The following is a 17,058-nucleotide window of genomic DNA, read 5'->3' as shown; positions in this document are numbered from 1 at the left end:
CGGCTGCAAACGGGTGGAATTGCGCTGCCCCTCGATCTGAGGAAGGTGTACACGTGATGAACGCCGTGCCCGGTAATTGACGAGGTGTGACGTGAGTGAGACGAGGGCATCGATAACCTATGTATGACTATCGTTAACCTAACTAAACTATACGTTAACATATACGTGTAAAGTCGTTTACCTCTCCAACGCTAGAATAACGAGTTTCTACAATACACCGTTTACCAGGGTAGGGGCACGTTACACACGAGGCACGAGGCGTAAGAACGTTGCAACGGGGCACACACGTTAACATGTCGCACCTGGAGCCCGATTAATCACTCGTTAGCATTGTCCTCATCGGCAGGTACTAACGTGAATCCGCGAAGGGTGATTACAGCGAGTCAGACGTCGAACATATGGTATCGGAAGTACGTCGAGCCCCTGTTATATAACAACCGTGTGACTTCGTTAAAACCTCGGGGGATATTCGTGTTTTTTAATCGGCATTCTCCGGGATTTTTCGTCTGTATCACCGCATAAAACGAATGAATATGCGGTATTTTGTATAAAGATTCGTAAGTTTGCAGGGGTTAGTCGTTGTGGTCGCTGTATCCGCCGTGGTCATAACCGCCCGTAAAACGGCATGCGTCGTTTAAAGGCTTTTCAGCGACCATGTGAGCGTTTCTTAAGGTGAGACCTCCGTTGCCTCTCGAAGACTACGAAAACGTCTAAGAGACCTACTTATGGACGTCAAAACGGCATGTAAACGTAGAGGCAATGGTCGAATGTGCGATCGGGTGGGATTAACGTGTAGATGGTGCACTTACTCGCAAGCTCCTAAGTGTCCCTACAAGTCCTCATTTCCATCCTTCCAGATTTCCCTCACAAGAACCCCTGTACGTTGGTGAAGGGGTGTCTTGATGCGAAAAATCTATCAGGATGTAAATGGCCCGCGGCAGCGGGCGAACTTGACAAATGGTGTTGGTGATTCTCGAAAGATGGGGTTTGCCTGTAAGAATTGCTAAAAGGGGTGAAAGGAGAGGGGGGATTATAGGGGGGTGAGGATAGCGGGGTTTAACGGTTTTACGGTTTTATACGTTTTTAACGGGTTCTAACGATTGTCTTTACGTGTTATTACGAGTGAAACGAGTAGTAACACAGGGCTACGGAGTGAAACGGAGTAGAGATAACCCCACTCGGTCACTTCGTTCCCTCCGCAGGTCACTGCGTTCCCTGCAAAGCTGACAAGTTATAAAACCCTTAAACGCTTATACGTCTGGTACGAGAAATAGACCCCACGATTCCAACGAGAAGACACGAGTGGACGGCAGGGGGCGTACAGGACGTACAGGGCGTAATCAAGACGCAGTTTTGGACGTGGCACCGTTTACCTGCGGTCATACACGTCTTTTAAGGCGTCTTAGAGCTTCGCAGAGACGTTCTAGCGTCAATCGAGGGTCATAGGTCTCCTTCGTCTCAAACGCGTCTCTACGGTTGCGAGAGAGGCCTTAAACGCTGTGTGTGCTTTGACGGTAGGTGCGATGTTCCGGCTAACTATGACGCTAGCTCGTCGTTTAAGGCGCCTCAGAGCCTCTTGTAGACGTTTTGGGGATCTTCAAGAATCACCGGTAAAGGCAGGCTGGAAACGTGCTAAGGCGGAATGGAGCGATGATGCACGTCGGACATAGGCGTGTAAGCGTCATACGTACGCCTCTCAGCCGTTTTGCTAGCTTTCGAAGTAAAGGGGGGTGCCGAACGCCTCAAAAACGCTCGCAAAGCCTTTGAAACGACTTTAAACGGCATGCAGCCCGAACAGGGGGCGCAGGCAGTTTGTCGTTGGGCAAGCGAGATCAAGCGAAAGTCAACACCGGCATCATTCGTGTTTTATGCAAAATTTATGCATTGTTAGAGAGTGTTGTATAACAGGTCGATAAACAACTAATGTTCGTGTTTTAGCGATCTCACAAATCAAACAAGAGGAGAGATAATGATGGGGAAGGCATATGTAAAAGAGGTACAGGACGTAATTAACGAAGGCTTAACGGATGAGGTAGCTGTGTTGTTGTATCAAGTGTTAGTCGAGCGCTTCGAGCGCATGTCGGGTCACGCTGAAACCGAGGAATTTCAAGCAAGCCTCGCGGAACTGCACAAGACAGAGCGCAGGTTTTTTCGTGATTGGATTTTTAGATTTCCGTTACCTGTTAGTCTAACGTGGCGCGAGGTAAAATTCAAGCCTCAACGTGTCAGACGTTGTGAGATATGCGGAGATTACTTCTATAACGCGTCTCGTAACGGTAAAAGAGTAACATGCTACAAGGGGGATCGATGCGAACGAGAATACGAGGTACGTAGAAAGCGCCCAGGCACCGTGATTGACCCGATTTACAAGCGTAGAGTACACGAGGTACCCGTAGACATGGCGCCGGATAAAAGAGACAACGTAGGAAACGCGATTCTAACCGAAATGGAGTTAACCGCATGGGAAAGCGGTCAAACGTACGGCATTCCTGATCCCTCGATGTTCGATAAGCTGAGGTAAAAAATAAAGTTTCGAGAAACACTCGAAAACTATTAATTCAAACGTCTCGTTCATTCTTAATATAGAGGGACAATTAAGGGCACACTGCCCGAGCTTTTTTTTAAAAGCCTAGAATTGACAAATTGTTCAAAAAGGGGAGGTATCGAATGGACGCAAGGGTGTTTAAGACGCTGAGACGGTTAAACGATTGGACGCAACACGAAGCAGCCGACAAACTAGGGGTGTCTCGGGCACTATTAGCGATGGTGGAAACGGATAAAGCGCCAATCAGTTCGAGGCTGGAACGTAAAATTAACGATGCATTCGGGACGGATCGAATTGATCTAGTAAAGAAGTCGATTGATCTGTTCGAAGGCAAGCGAGGGTTCAAAGAATGACCGGCAAGCATTACGTAAGCAACCCGATTGAAACCCAGTTTCTACTATTAAATGGGCGCATAAACGTACGACTGGATATGTCGGTAAGTTACGTTGGTAAAAGCGACCCATTACCCGGGTTTGATAATGAAATAAAGCGATTGATCGAAGGCACTGAAGTATTCGCGACGGATACAGGTAGCCTTTTTATTATGGCGCGGTAACCGAACGCCTGTTCGAACCGCGGTCAAAGTGGAAGGGCGTGAAGCACAGTAACATACTTAAATGAAGCGAGGTGATGAGATGAGAGACGAGAAATTGCAGGCAATGGCAGCATATACGCTGGCACTTGCTATAACGGAACAGACCGGCATGACTCAAGTATCCTACGAGTTACGTTCGGTCATCAAAGCAATGCAGATTGAGTTAGGGCTAGACGACGGCAAACGAAAATAATTACGAGAATAGAAAAAGGAGACGTGAAGAGAAATGACAGAACAACAACGTATGACAGGTGAAGTATGGGCAGCGGTGAAAAGCATTACGAAGTCACTCGATAAGATTGAGGAACGTTTGGGCGGTATAGAAAGCGAGTTACGCGAGTCGAACGAAAGATTAAGTGAAATCGAGTCGAATACGCGCCCAGGTGGTCGTTACTAATGCCAACGATCAAGACGTGTACAAAATGTGAGCAAACGAAGCAGATAGCCGAGTTCCACAAGAAAGCATCGAATGCAGACGGGTACAGTAGTTACTGCCGAGCATGTCAGACGGAATACAACCGACAATATAAGTCGTCGCAAGTTGGCCGTGCAGTACAGACTTTAAGTAAAACACGCTACGAACGCAGGCAAGCCGAGAAGGAACTAGGCTACGAGATAGAAGACACGTTACTACCGTTTCATATCATCATGATTCAAGCGAAAAGTGAGTGCTTGTACTGTCGATCAGAGTTACAGCCCCACGAGGTTACAGTCGACCACGTGAGGAGCTTTCGAAATGGAGGCACCAACACGTACGATAACTTACTACCGTGCTGTAGACGTTGTAACTCGAGAAAAGGCGACAAACCCCTTCTATCATTCCTCAGACAGCACGCTGCATCAGATTTACAATTACGTCGAGTCGTATTCGAACTAGCACAACGTCAAGGGCGAGGGTACTACGATGTATGGCGATCCCTGCAGGACGACGTTGAGGCGGTGATGAACGATGAGCAAGCAAGTATACAGCGATAGTCAACGCATGATAGCGAAACTGCTTAATGATGACAAGTACGAAATTATAGTCGAATGCTACAAGGACTCGGGGCGTTTAGTCGCGGGTCTATTCGATCGCAAAAAGGAGTGAGCCGGATGACAAAGTTAAATGGAGTCAAGGTAGTAGCGAAACCTCCGAAAAAGCTGTACGAGGACGCCGACACGCACTCGAAATCATCGGATGTCACAATGTACAACTTATTCGAACAAGACTACGAGGTGCTGCAAGCGAACAGTCTGGACCGGTACTTCGAGAATGAATACGATTTTAAACGTAAACAGGCGGAAGCTGAGGCACAGGCACAGGCAAACGAAGCACAAGAAACGGGGGACGAAACATGCAACGAACAGAAAGAAGACGGTACAAAGCAACCACAGTTAAAACTCCCGAGGGCGTGGGCATCGGGATTGTCGAGCATGAACATACCGAAACCCTAGCGATCTACTCGTTATACCGCCAGGCGCCCGTATCTAACCGAGACATATTTAGTTCTATCGTACATGCAATCGGGGTCGACGAAGGTAACGAAACGCTAATACAGGTCAATAGCGTTGCCTACAAGGTCAACTGGATCAGCGATTACAGCGACTTGATCGTTAGGTATAAGCCGGACAAGGGTGGTACGAAATTCGAGGAAGTTAAAAAGTTAGCACACGATGCGATGCGCAGGCAATCGGATATCAGTGAGCGACTAATTTAAACGAAATGGAGAGGTAAAACGATGGGACGTAGGAATGACGGTCACAAATACTTTAGGGAGCAGGAAAATAGATTCAAGGCAAAGCCAAATGACAGTGTTGAACGTTGGCTGCAGGAACTATTAGAGAGCGACGAGGAATTATCGGGCTTGGCCCCGCCAAAACGTACATGGCAAGCACCGCGCAGGTATTCGATCATCCACAGCCGGCAGACGCCGGAGCATTTAGAGTACTTTAAGCAACAAAGCAGACGATTTAAACGTAAGAAAGGCGGTCGGCGATAGTGGGAGCATGGGGGCAATGGTTCGGAAGAGACGACGATAAGGATACACCACGAGGGCAAGCGTATGAGAGCGACAAAGCAACCGAGGGTCAAGTATTAACGAGGATCACGGTGGATCGAGTCAACCGGCATGAATGCAAGGTTCGAGCGATTGTAATGCGGTACAGCGATGGGAAGACCGTTTACAAGTTACGATACAGCACCGATAAGAACGAACAACGTGCCTACTACGATGCACGAGCGCAGTTAGACACGTTTCTAAAGGCTGAGGATTATATCGAAAAGCAAGTGATGAGTAACGTAGACCTGCCGTATGTGCGCACGCTTAACAAGCGCACTAAATAAGAAACCAACACTAAGTACAAAGGGGAAATTCAAATGGATAAAAGAGAACAACTAAAAAAAGAAGTAGAGAAGCTAACGAAGGACTTTCGTAAGAACGTGGACGCGATCAACACGAGTGATAACCCGTACTACAAAGACGCAGAGGTACGAGAATACGAGATCAACAAGCTGAAAGGCGAACTAGATACGAAGGTAGGCGAAATCAACAAGGAATTTCATGCACATATCGACGCTGACATTGAGCAGGCAGAACGCGAGGCAGCCCGTTCCTCTTTTCGAGTGATGCCTAGTGATCGAGACTTAGCGAAGCAATTTGTAACCGACTTAAAGGCAGAATTAACATTCGCTATGACCGACAGTGATAAACGTCAAGCAATCGAGAGATTCGAGGAAAAAATGGGCCACTTCGAAACAGAGGGTGGACTTTATGCGGTTAAACAGCAACTACCAGACGTAGCACAAGCCGTCCAGGACGATGAGTTCGCAATGAAGAAGCTACGTCAAGTAAACAACACGTTTAACGCACTACAGACGCCTGAGCAAGAGAGATTAACCGAGTTGCAAGACGCCAAGGTATCGGGTGTTACTCATAAGTACCGTACTTTACAAATGACTCACCCGGCATTCAGCTACAAGCCTAAGAGTTACTAAGCCTCAACCCCCCGAGTGCACGGCAGTATCGATCGTCGTGCGGATCGGTGGCACGGCGGAGGGGCAAGGAAACGACTCATCAACGGGTAAGCAAGGCACCCGGCATCGCGCTAAAGCCTTGCTCAATTACAAAGGAGGAAATATAAATGGAAATCAATATCATGTACAGGGAACACGAAGGCAGACACGGGGCGGATTACCGAGCACTAACGGCTAAGGACGCATCAGGGAATACGTTAACTAACGATACCTCAGGTATGACCGTCGTCGAGTTTATTGAGAAAGTCGTTAGCAAGGTTATTCAACGTAATGTATCTAAAGGCCATACAGCCAACGACATTACGGTTAACCTGCCGGCTGAGGTAACGTTATCTAGTACGCTGCAGACGCATCTAGTCGCCAAGTTTACGGCTGATCCACTAGTGAACAGCGTTACATTTGCATAATCGATAGAAACGTAGACACGGGGAGCCTCGAATCATCGGGGTTCCTTTTTAATACACGAAGGGGGACAACGTTACATGGAAATTATGACAACGAAAACACAACGAGTACACAGTACCGAGGAATACAACGAACTTGAAACGCATAAAACAGCAGGGCGGGCGTATCTTATACACACATTCGTTTAGTTTACGAGTCTATCGGTGCAATACGAAATACCAGCGAAGAAATAGAAAATGACATATAACAAAAAATTTCATATAAAATGATAAAGTAGCCCTTATGTTAGGGGCAAACCTTGTGGTGTGATATTTTTAATGTTAGTAGTGTTAGTATTTTGAAAGAGTTATTTTCCTCTCAAAGTTTAAGGGTTATAGGTTATAAAAAATTTCAGGGTACTTCCTTAAATGGTAAAATAAGTGTAAAATATACATAAAATGTAACTAATTAGGGGAGATATCATGGAGATAGAGACAAAAATAAGGCTTTATGATTATAAGTTTCGCTTATTAAGAAATTTTGGGATACAACAATTAACGAAATTATTGGAAGGCCATATCCCAAACTATACGAAGTTAATAAAGGCAGCACCAGGGAGCAATAACTACCAAAAAATTCGCGCTTTGTTAAATGAAAATGTTAAAAAAGGACTTAATGATACTATAATTGACAATGTTCTTTTTGATTCGATAGTTCATCTATTTCCAGAACGGTGTTACTATTTGAAAATTAATACGGACTTAACAGCAGAAAAAGCTTTTAATGAATTGTTTATTTCTAGCAAATATTGTCCTTATATTAACCGAAAACTTTCATTAGTTGTATCGGAGGAAGAAGAATTAATATCTATTCGAAAAGAAGGAGAAAAATTAATTTTCCTATTTAAATTGGGAGAAGCTGAACTTGGATTGAAAAAAGAAGGATGTAATTTCTATGTATCATGTATTCTTGATTTTAGACAAAATCATATGGAAATTAGATTAAATCAATATTTGTTGAGGAATGTTAGTAAGCCGAGTACACTCAGGTTAAAAGAGGTAATTGATTATATAATAAATATAGTAAATGTTCAGTTACCACTTGCATTAACTACTGCTAAGTCTGGAGAAGCAAAAATCCATAAAGGCTTATATAAACTATTTCTAGAAGAGTCTAATAAATCATTAAAATTAATAAAAAAGGAAGTTGCCAAAAGCGAAAAGGAAAGTGTAGAGGTAACAGAGAAGTCCTTTAAAGAAAACATTTCAAAATATCTTAAAGAGGAATTACATATATTGAACCCAGAACCTTTTGTCGAGAAAGTAATGACGGTAAAATATCAAGATACAGCTAAAAGCATGGAGCATGAAAAGTTTATTCGAGATGGCGGATACATTTTTAGCTTTAGTTTTATTGATCGAAGGATAACAAGGTCAACTAACAGAAATGAAGAACATAAACCAGTTTATTACTCTAAGATTTATTGGAGTTTAAAAGATGTAGTTAAAGAGTATGGAGAGGTTTCTGAGTTAGGGATTTACTGGAAATTTTTGAAAGGTAATTATTTTCAAAGGCTCTCTGGAAAGGAAAAAGATAGAGAGGTTTCTTTCGTTGAGATAGCATTAAAAGAAATTCATAGCGTTTTAGAAATTCATTATTACGTAGGTGATACTCATTCAGAACTACTAAATCATTCTGTAAAGGAGAGGAGAATAAGGGAAGAGTATGTTATACAAAAGATTAAACGCTTTATACACTGAAAATGAAGTAATAGCTGAAGAGTTCCCTTTTAGCGAGTATTTTCCTCTATTACAGCAATTTATATCAAATGAAGTTGAATTAGGAGCAGAGTATCTTAGTCCATATAGATTCGCCTTATCTTTTTCAAAACCGCCTAAAGCAGCTATAAGGTTTTTTTTAGGGTTAACTGATAGTGAAGAAATACTACGACAGTATTATAAATATCAGTGCGATGAATGTGATGCTATTAATATCATAAAAGATGAAAAAGCATTAGTGAACTTTAAATGTAAAAGGTGTGGTTTTGAGGATTATTTAGAGACTTCGGATTACTTAAGCGAAGTCAAACTAATGTTTAAAATAGAGGATAAGTTATTAGAAGCTGTAAACGATAATTTAAAGATAAATCCCCTTTCTAGTATAAATACAATATCTTCAGCTGTAACTGATGAGAGGGGAGATCTAGAGAACGTCAATTTTAATACAGCTGAAGAATTAATTATCAAGGATGGGAAAATGATTAGTAAAGTCTCGTTTGAACGCTCAAAAAGAATTAGAAAATATAGAAATTTATTGTAGGGAATATGGTAGATGTTAAAAACTAAAAAGAAAAGAAGATTTACTACATTTAGTTTATTGCTAGTTGTTATTTCATTGGCGATATTTTGTGCTTTTTCATTAGTCTTACTCCTAATAACTAATAAAGTTATAATTGACCACAAAAGTATAGATTTATTAGATATGTATATACGAGCAAGTTTTGTATTAATTGGTAGTACTTTGTCGGGCCTAGTTGCATTTTTTATATATCAACTCCAGGAAAGGGGAAAAGAGAAAGAAAAAGAGGAAAATGAAAACAAACATTACGAGAGTATTAAGGAAGAATATAAAGATAATTTAGAGGCTTTAGATAAAATTTCAAAAATGATAAATCAATCATCTATAACAGAGTTAGCTATTGATATTGCTGAAGGTCAAGAAGTTAAAGAGATTTTTCTAACGATTTATACTCAGGTCGACTTTACTTTTTACTCGGATTTCTTAAATGAGTTAAGAACACAAAAATTTAATAATGATATAAAAGCATTTAAGAAATCATTTCAAATATACAAGTATTTAAAAATAATTGTTTTTGAGATAGAGGATAAAGAAAATATAGAGAAAATTCTTGAATTAATTAAAGGGGAACTCATAACAATGAAGGAGCTTTATAGGGGGACTCTAACCAAACCTGAATAAATTCATACCTTCTTCAATACTGAAAAATTGAGCCCTTGCACTTATTGTTAAGGGCTTTTCTTAGTTTTCAATGATCCGTCCAAAGAAAATTTAATTATATCCTTACTTTAGTAACATACTACAATAAAGTTTTCCTCAAAGGAGACTAAACCTTTAATTTTTAAAGCGATTTTTGTATATTACAAATTACTGTAACTTCGACGGGGAACGGTCAACTCGATGCAACACAGAGCGCAAAAAAAAAGACGAGCTAGACGCCCGCCTTCGATTAATCATTTATTGTAACGTAATAGTTTCGGTTACTGTGCCGAATATGCCTTCCTGTGCTTCTACGCTTAAATCGTCAGCATCCGCAATCTCAGGCGCTACGTCAAAAACAACGTTACCGCTAATCTCAGATCCTGGATTAAGTTGCTCCAGGAAGAACGAATTTTCGATAGATCCATCTTCAGCTTGGTTGGCTGATGTACTTGCCATCGTATCCGCCTCAAACGTTTTATCGTTTTGTTTCAGCTTAAAGTAAGTACCGTCGACTGTAACGGCCTCGTCACCGTTGTTTTTAACAGTAACGTTAAGTACAACGTATTTACCGCTTGCTGTTTCGGGCATAACACTCGGTCCGACTTCATCAGCGGTAGACTTTTCGTTTATCGTGTATGTCATAGCACCGACTTCTACCGTGTCACCGATCCCATATGTTTTTTCCTCTGCTTCATCGCTTGACTCATCTTTTGACGCTTCTTTACTTTCGGAACCTTCAGCTTCAGCACTTGCCGGTTCTGAGTCGGTGCTTTCCGCCGTATCCTCGCCTCCAAATACCGTTGCAACAACACCGAGTACAATAATGGCTAAAAATGCGTAGAGACCAAACTTGAAAATTTTCTTCATGGTGTTAACTCTCCCCTTTTGTAATGATATAGTAATAAAAATAACACCTTCTACATATTAAGTCAGATTATGGAATTTTACAATAGCTTCAAGACAAAAAGTTTCGATTCGAGATAATTCTTTAACAGGAGAACGGGAGACACGCTGAAATACCGCGCTTATTTTCGCTTGCAAGGTCACGTGAATATTTCACTCAGAGAGAACCACTTTCTCGGACATTTTGAGCCCGCGTCACGGAAATATAGAACCATCTTCTCGGAGGCAGAACCACCCTCTATAATAAAAGCACACTGAATATTCAGTGAATCTTTTGTTATAGGGGGTATTTTTATTGGTAAAATACCGGGAGATCTTACGGCTATACAGCCAGGGAATGAGTAAAAGAAGCATTGCTGCTAGTTGTGGGTGCTCCAGGAATACGATCACATCAGTTCTTGACAGAGCTGCAGTTTGTGATATTTCCTGGCCATTGTCAGACGAAGTAACGGATGGTGACTTACAGAATTTTCTCTTTCCAGAGAAGTCCAAAGTTCAAAACCATCGTATGCCTGATTATGAATACGTTCATACTGAGCTGGCGAAAAAAGGAGTGACATTGACTCTCTTATGGGAGGAGTACTGTAGAGTTTGTTATCAAGCTGATGAAACGCCTTATATGTACACTCAATTCTGTTTTCACTATCGAAAATACGCAAACACAACGAAAGCTACTTTAAGGATCAAACGAAAGCCTGGAGAGTTGATGGAAGTTGATTGGGCAGGTCAAACAGCTTTTCTAAAAGATAATATTTCAGGAGAAAAAATACCAGCCTATATTTTCGTCGCTAAACTTCCTTGTAGTCAATACACATATGTGGAAGCATTTCTGTCACAGAACCTCGAAAACTGGATTACAGCTCATATTCATGCCTTTCAATTTTATGGAGGGGTAACGAATATGATTGTGCCAGATAATTTGAGGACAGGGGTGGATCGATCTAACTATTGGGATCCCAAAATTAATCGCTCTTATTATGAGATGGCAGAGTATTATGGAACCGCAGTAGTTCCTGCTCGAGTCCGACAACCCAGAGACAAAGCTAGTGTAGAAGGAAATGTAGGTGTTGTATCAACTTGGATTATCGCGGCTTTAAGAAATGAAACCTTCTTTTCACTCAAAGAGTTGAATTTAGCCATTCAAATGAAATTGAAAGAGTTCAATGAAAAGTCATTTCAGAAAAAAACAGGTAGTAGACAAATTGCTTTCCATGAGGAAGAAAAATTTGCTCTACTACCACTACCGTTTAAACAGTACGAACTAGCTACCTGGAAAACAGCTACCGTACCTCTTGATTATCACATAGTCGTAGACGAAATTCATTACTCGGTTCCCTATGAATATGTCAAACACAAAGTGGACATCAGAGCGACCACAACGGTGATTGAAATATTCTTTAATCACCTTCGTATCGCCTCACATATGAGAAAAACAGGATTAAATAAAGATCCTTCCACTATTCCTGAACATATGCCTGACAATCATCGAATGTATGTAGAGTGGGATAAGGCCCATATATTCGATTGGGCAGATAAAGTCGGAAATCATACCAAGCTTGTAATGGAATCTGTATTTAAGTCCTATAGGGTGGAACGCCAAGCCCAAAAAATTTGTATGGGGATTGTTAAACTTGCCGATCGCTATTCGCTAGAACGTTTAGAAGAGGCGTGCCGTCAGGCACTGACTTATTCACCTTCTCCAAGATTAAACAGTATAAAGACTATTTTAAAACAAGGAACAGATAAAAGTTTTAATACCTCAAATACGAAGAAAACAACTAAACCGTCTGGTGCTTTTGGCTTTACTAGAGGTGCCGAATACTTTGGAGGAAAACAAAATGACAAATGAAAATACAATAATGAAATTGAATGAAATGAGGCTAAATGCCATGGCCGATACTTATATTAACCAACGTTCAAATCCGGATTATCAAGACTTATCATTCGATGATCGTTTTAGTTTATTAGTCGACATTGAGTATTCTAAAAGAAAGAGTAATAAGATGGATCGTTTAATCAGAAATGCAAACTTTCGATATAGCCAGGCGTGTGTCGAAGACATCGAGTATCATCCAGATAGAAAATTAGATAAGCCCTCAATTCTTCGTCTTGCCGATTGCCAGTATATCGAAGATAATCATAACGTCATGATCTTAGGAGCCTCTGGAAATGGTAAGTCTTATCTTTCTAATGCTTTAGGAGTTTCTGCTTGTAGAAAGTACTATAAGGTTAAATATGTTAGACTCCCAGATTTATTAGAAGAACTTGCCGTAGCCCGGGGACAAGGCATCTTTCAAAAGACGATCAAGCAGTATAAAAAAGTCGATTTACTAATATTAGATGAGTGGTTATTGTCACCTTTACAAGATACACAGGAAAGGGATTTACTAGAAATTGTAGAAAGTAGACATCAATCGGCTTCAACAATTTTTTGTTCCCAATTTGCGCCTGAAGGATGGTATGAACGCATTGGAGAATCAACGATAGCAGACGCTATATTAGACAGAATTGTTCATGATTCCTATTCAATACTTATCGATGGGAAAGTATCCATGAGAGAGCGACATGGTATACAGAAATAAGCGTATTCAAAGGGTGGAGAGTTTCTCCACCTTTTCTTATGTGGTTCTGGCTCCGTGAAAGTGGCTCTATTTTCCCGAGATGAGTGCGCAATTTATCCGAGAATGTGGCTCTTTTCAAACAAAATACTCAGTCACGCGTCTATCTGTATAATGAACGTAAATTAATACGGAATGGCGTAGTACTTAACGTTGACTTAACGGTAAACTAAACGATTCCCACGTTGTGGCGTATACTCCTCGCACCTTGACAGGGTGGAGGTCGTTGGTTCGAGCCCAATCGGAATCATCCATACAAAGTGCCGGAGTGGCGCGGTTTCCCAGCAGAGGGGAGGCCGCGTCATTTCTTTTGTTTTTGGCACTTGTTGATGAAATTTTTAATTAGCCATTTTTACGCTCTGTAAAGATACCGCAAATTTTGTTTGCTGCTTCCTGATCTGCTGTTCTAATAGCATGACCATAATTATCCATAGTAATCCAAATATCAGAGTGGCCGAGCCGTTTAGATATAAAGTTATTACTCTAGTTACACTTAATGATTAAACTGGTTTTATGTCTACACCAATAGATGGGAGAGTAGTGAATTTGTCAACTACAGTATTTTCGTCGTTATTGACACATTATACGCGAAGAGACGGAAGTATAATCTGTTTAATATACTTACAATAAATAAGCGCATCTTTCTTCGGAAAATCGAAGAAAGATGCGCTTATATGATAAAATTTCGGTTTAGGAGGCTCTTATTTTATAAAATGACCGTATTCTTTAGAGCGGCAATGAGGCGCTCGAAGTCTTCATTCACTTGGTTTGAGAATTCAGGTTTTTTATAATTTCTCTCTTGAGAGCTCGATAAACCTGGCTCAATCAATAACGTCCTTCCACCCATAAGCTCAACTTCTAATTTTCTAGGAGGCGTATTGTCTGACATGCTGTAATCCACAAACCATTCTTTCATGGAAATGATTCTTTGAGTAAATAAAGTTTCCTTGGTAACAGCCATATCTTTTGAAATTGCCAGAATCGTCAATGTCCGGTCGTTTCGGTTCACGATATACAGTTGTTGTTCGTCTGGAGTTAGTACCTCTAAAGAGCGAAAGTTGTCTGACTCAAAAACTTCTTCCGTGAATTCCAAGACAGCAGCTTGACGCAAATTTTCCTGACTAGAAGAATTTAACCTTTCTTTTAGTTCGATGGACAATTTCATTCCTCCTTAATAGTATTCAGAGGTAAAGTCCCCGCTTTAGAACACATAAAAACTTAAATTGGATAAAATAAACATTAATAACTATATTTAGTATGGGGGCCCCTATACAAAGATCGATTCTCTCGACATAAACTAAAAATATACGCTAAGAGAAAAGTCTGAAAAAGAAAAAAGTATAAAAAATCCGTAGAATGTCTCGGATCTGAGAATTCTAGATAAGGGGTTTTAATGAAATAAGAACAAAAAAGCTTTTGAGGCAGAAAGTGGGGCAGAATTTTATTATTTCTGCCCCACTTTTATTTCAGTTAAATACCAGAGATCGTTCATTCTAATATACTCTTTTCTTTATGAAGCCTGGTAATTGAATTGTAATCGAATAATATGTTTCCATTTATACCCGCAGAGGTACATAGATAATAAGTAATCATAAATAAACAAGGAGGAATCTATTATGGCGGCAAAGGTTAACACGAAAATGGCAGATGTAGAACGTAAACAGGAAAATGTTGAAGTGATCGATGTACGCACAGACGAGGAAGTTGAAGAAGGCATCATTCCGAGTGCTATTCATATTCCATTAGATCAAGTAGAAGATCAAATGAATCAGTTAGATAAGGAAAAAGAATATATCACTGTGTGCGGCTCTGGAAAACGCGCTGATAAAGCGGCAGATATGTTAAATGACCATGGTATTAAGGCCAAGACCATGGAAGGAGGCATGAAAGAATGGGACGGAGAAGTTAGATAAACAGCTGGCAATCCGCCAGCTGTTATTTTTTTATACAGCAGTTTTTACTGACTTATCTCTCTCTAACTAAATTCTAATAAACAAGGAGGACAGCAGATGAAAGAAAAACAAACCGAGACGATAAAACGCAGGTATAATCGGATAGCAGGTGTTTTTGACATCATGGACCACATGATACGTGAACAATGGAGAAAAGACCTGCTTCAGCATGCTTGCGGAGACGTTCTGGAAGTAGGGGTGGGAACAGGGGCTAACCTTAAATATTACCCGGCCCATGTCCAGGTTACTGGAATAGATTTCAGTCCTTCAATGCTGAGAAAAGCTATAGAAAAAGCATCCAGTCTGCCTCAAACTCTTGAACTGCTGGAAATGGATGCCCAGGAGTTGGAATTTCCAAATAACACGTTTGATACGGTAGTATCTACTTGCGTCTTCTGTTCTGTCCCTGATCCCGTGCAAGGGTTAAAAGAAATCAGGCGGGTTACAAAGCCAGATGGAAAGATCCTTATGCTGGAACATATGCTCAGCGATAATAAAATTATCGGAAAAGCGATGGACTTTCTTAATCCTATAGGTCTTCATATTGTTGGAGCCAACATTAATCGAAAGACGTTAGAGAACATTGAACAAGCAGGCATGAAGGTTGAAAGCCAGGAGCTGTTAATGTCTTCAATTATGCGGAAATTTATTCTTTCACCAAATAAAAAGAAAGCTGATTTTTAGTTTGGAATCAGCTTTCTTTTATTCTTGATGAAAATAGATTCCAATTTTACACTTTTCCACACGCTTCCGCCAGTTTATCTACCTGCTCTTGATAATACTCCTGATCTAATCCGTTTTCTTCCAAATCCACAGCTTTCATCATATACTGAGCAAATTTCCATACATCGTATTTTACGTCGTCATCATTAACAAGGGCTATTTTATACAGCGCCTCAAGAACACCGTTCATAACGGAGATGTCGTGATGGCCGTAGATGCGGATTTGATAAAAGCTTTTATATAGGTAATCTTTAAATGGTATAGGTTCCATGATCAACCTTAGCTTCCCGTCTTTATCCGAATAATATTGGACGGGACGGTACTGACTGCCAAGTTCTGAAAGAGAGGATCCAATCCGGTTAATACAGTTGATTGCTGTGTGGGGGTCATTGATGCCGGGGGATATCGCTTTGACGGCAATTTCCACTAGCTTCTGGATAGAGAATTCAATATCCTGCTGGTCGACTCGCTCATTTCCGATCAGCAAATAATCCTCGCATTTTTCTTTTGCCTCCATCTTACGGGCGCACCAGCACTTAAACAGCGTCATTCCTTTTTGAATATAATCTCCAAATTGAAACTGGGCTTGAACAATTGCTTCTTCGTCTTTGGCCCAATTTATTAAGTAGTTCATCTGCAGCTGCTGAATATAGCCGGAGTCTTTTGCCATAATCATCTGAGGCTTCTTGTTATTTAACTCTTCTAATACATTTATATCCCATTCAGTATCCGATTGAAAACTTTTTTCGCTAAAAACTTTACTTATGACTTTTGAAGTCCTAGTGCGTATTTCTCCTATAAGATTATTGACTTGAACGTAGCGGGAAGAGTGATGGATAAACAAAACGAAGAAGGCTAAACAGACGATAGAAACGATCACTGTAAAAAAGGGACTCGCCATCGGCCGGTTCTTATCTTCCGTTAATAACAGCAAGTTCAGTAACGCGAAAATAAAGCTGAACGAATAAACACCGAGCACGTGCTGGGTCATTCTGTTTTTCATAAAGTCCTGAAGTGTACGTGGGGAGAACTGTGTTGTATAAGTCGTCAAAACAACCATGATCGTAGAAAAGCTGATCGTCGTCATCGTTAAGATAGCTGTGATTAAAGCACTATATAAAGATTTAGCAATATCCTGTTTCATCAGGACAATGGTCGGTATGAAATCCTGAAGAATCGGCAGTAAATAGAGATCTGCAATTGTCATAATGATCACGGAGAGAATGGAAATGGTTCCATAGACAGCGGGCAGGAACCAGAAACTGTCGCGTACATTTACCCAGAATCTTTCCGAATAGGAGGTCGATTTCATTTGTGATCATCTC

The 17,058-nt window shown here is 40.9% G+C and carries 20 protein-coding genes; 17 read left to right on the top strand and 3 right to left on the bottom strand.

Annotated features, from left to right (window positions below; all coding sequences use genetic code 11):
• The first annotated feature begins 2,398 nt into the window (after positions 1 to 2,398).
• The 13 genes from HUS26_RS20140 (at position 2,399) to HUS26_RS09345 (ending at position 9,516) form a co-directional block, all read left to right on the top strand.
• On the top strand, positions 2,399 to 2,521 hold the full coding sequence (locus HUS26_RS20140; protein WP_256371062.1) for a hypothetical protein: 123 nt from the start codon (positions 2,399 to 2,401) through the stop codon (positions 2,519 to 2,521).
• 146 nt (positions 2,522 to 2,667) lie between these two features.
• Positions 2,668 to 2,898 carry a helix-turn-helix domain-containing protein gene (locus tag HUS26_RS09400; RefSeq protein WP_173916915.1) on the top strand — a complete coding sequence of 77 codons (231 nt, stop codon included), beginning with the start codon at positions 2,668 to 2,670 and terminating at the stop codon, positions 2,896 to 2,898.
• A gap of 282 nt (positions 2,899 to 3,180) precedes the next feature.
• Entirely contained in the window at positions 3,181 to 3,333 is a 153-nt protein-coding gene (locus HUS26_RS09395; RefSeq protein WP_173916914.1) for a hypothetical protein, read from the top strand.
• A 33-nt stretch (positions 3,334 to 3,366) separates the two neighbouring features.
• Positions 3,367 to 3,537, top strand: a complete 171-nt coding sequence (locus tag HUS26_RS09390; RefSeq protein WP_173916913.1) for a hypothetical protein — start codon at positions 3,367 to 3,369, stop codon at positions 3,535 to 3,537.
• Positions 3,537 to 4,115, top strand: coding sequence for an HNH endonuclease (locus HUS26_RS20225; protein ID WP_371809574.1), 579 nt, complete (start codon positions 3,537 to 3,539; stop codon positions 4,113 to 4,115). Before HUS26_RS09390 ends, HUS26_RS20225 begins: the two co-directional genes overlap by 1 nt.
• Before the next feature lie 117 nt (positions 4,116 to 4,232).
• Positions 4,233 to 4,574: a hypothetical protein gene (locus tag HUS26_RS09380; protein WP_173916912.1), complete on the top strand. Its 342-nt coding sequence runs from the start codon at positions 4,233 to 4,235 to the stop codon at positions 4,572 to 4,574.
• A 284-nt stretch (positions 4,575 to 4,858) separates the two neighbouring features.
• On the top strand, positions 4,859 to 5,119 hold the full coding sequence (locus HUS26_RS09375; protein ID WP_173916911.1) for a hypothetical protein: 261 nt from the start codon (positions 4,859 to 4,861) through the stop codon (positions 5,117 to 5,119).
• Between the two features lie 155 nt (positions 5,120 to 5,274).
• Positions 5,275 to 5,463 carry a hypothetical protein gene (locus HUS26_RS09370; protein WP_173916910.1) on the top strand — a complete coding sequence of 63 codons (189 nt, stop codon included), beginning with the start codon at positions 5,275 to 5,277 and terminating at the stop codon, positions 5,461 to 5,463.
• Between the two features lie 33 nt (positions 5,464 to 5,496).
• On the top strand, positions 5,497 to 6,114 hold the full coding sequence (locus HUS26_RS09365; RefSeq protein WP_173916909.1) for a hypothetical protein: 618 nt from the start codon (positions 5,497 to 5,499) through the stop codon (positions 6,112 to 6,114).
• A 146-nt stretch (positions 6,115 to 6,260) separates the two neighbouring features.
• Entirely contained in the window at positions 6,261 to 6,560 is a 300-nt protein-coding gene (locus tag HUS26_RS09360; RefSeq protein WP_173916908.1) for a hypothetical protein, read from the top strand.
• A gap of 459 nt (positions 6,561 to 7,019) precedes the next feature.
• Entirely contained in the window at positions 7,020 to 8,297 is a 1,278-nt protein-coding gene (locus HUS26_RS09355) for a hypothetical protein (RefSeq protein WP_173916907.1), read from the top strand.
• Positions 8,263 to 8,856 carry a hypothetical protein gene (locus tag HUS26_RS09350; protein WP_173916906.1) on the top strand — a complete coding sequence of 198 codons (594 nt, stop codon included), beginning with the start codon at positions 8,263 to 8,265 and terminating at the stop codon, positions 8,854 to 8,856. Before HUS26_RS09355 ends, HUS26_RS09350 begins: the two co-directional genes overlap by 35 nt.
• Before the next feature lie 12 nt (positions 8,857 to 8,868).
• Positions 8,869 to 9,516, top strand: a complete 648-nt coding sequence (locus tag HUS26_RS09345; RefSeq protein ID WP_173916905.1) for a hypothetical protein — start codon at positions 8,869 to 8,871, stop codon at positions 9,514 to 9,516.
• Positions 9,517 to 9,792: 276 nt separating this feature from the next.
• On the opposite strand, the gene HUS26_RS09340 is transcribed toward HUS26_RS09345, so the two are convergent.
• A complete protein-coding gene (locus HUS26_RS09340) occupies positions 9,793 to 10,404 on the bottom strand; it encodes a DUF4352 domain-containing protein (RefSeq protein WP_173916904.1) in 612 nt (203 codons plus the stop codon).
• Positions 10,405 to 10,735: 331 nt separating this feature from the next.
• Here HUS26_RS09340 and istA point away from each other — a divergent pair, with 331 nt between their 5' ends.
• Both istA and istB read left to right on the top strand, forming a co-directional pair.
• A complete protein-coding gene (istA, locus tag HUS26_RS09335; RefSeq protein WP_173916903.1) occupies positions 10,736 to 12,289 on the top strand; it encodes an IS21 family transposase in 1,554 nt (517 codons plus the stop codon).
• Positions 12,279 to 13,022 carry an IS21-like element helper ATPase IstB gene (gene istB / locus HUS26_RS09330; protein ID WP_173916902.1) on the top strand — a complete coding sequence of 248 codons (744 nt, stop codon included), beginning with the start codon at positions 12,279 to 12,281 and terminating at the stop codon, positions 13,020 to 13,022. The genes istA and istB overlap by 11 nt, the downstream gene beginning before the upstream one ends.
• Positions 13,023 to 13,764: 742 nt before the next feature.
• Here the strand turns inward: istB and HUS26_RS09325 are convergent.
• A complete protein-coding gene (locus HUS26_RS09325; RefSeq protein ID WP_254434165.1) occupies positions 13,765 to 14,223 on the bottom strand; it encodes a hypothetical protein in 459 nt (152 codons plus the stop codon).
• Positions 14,224 to 14,674: 451 nt separating this feature from the next.
• Between HUS26_RS09325 and HUS26_RS09320 the strand changes: the two genes are divergently transcribed.
• Both HUS26_RS09320 and HUS26_RS09315 read left to right on the top strand, forming a co-directional pair.
• On the top strand, positions 14,675 to 14,971 hold the full coding sequence (locus tag HUS26_RS09320) for a rhodanese-like domain-containing protein (RefSeq protein WP_173916900.1): 297 nt from the start codon (positions 14,675 to 14,677) through the stop codon (positions 14,969 to 14,971).
• Positions 14,972 to 15,067: 96 nt separating this feature from the next.
• Positions 15,068 to 15,694, top strand: coding sequence for a class I SAM-dependent methyltransferase (locus HUS26_RS09315; RefSeq protein WP_173916899.1), 627 nt, complete (start codon positions 15,068 to 15,070; stop codon positions 15,692 to 15,694).
• Between the two features lie 46 nt (positions 15,695 to 15,740).
• Here the strand turns inward: HUS26_RS09315 and HUS26_RS09310 are convergent, their stop codons facing one another.
• Positions 15,741 to 17,045 (bottom strand): DUF2254 domain-containing protein, encoded by a 1,305-nt coding sequence (locus HUS26_RS09310; RefSeq protein ID WP_173916898.1) that lies wholly within the window; start codon positions 17,043 to 17,045, stop codon positions 15,741 to 15,743.
• Positions 17,046 to 17,058 lie beyond the last annotated feature (13 nt).

The sequence above is a fragment of the Halobacillus sp. Marseille-Q1614 genome (assembly GCF_902809865.1).
Classification (GTDB): Bacteria; Bacillota; Bacilli; order Bacillales; family Halobacillaceae; genus Halobacillus_A.
The sequence above is the reverse complement of the archived record's forward strand: the minus strand, read 5'-3'. Positions and strand labels throughout refer to the sequence as shown.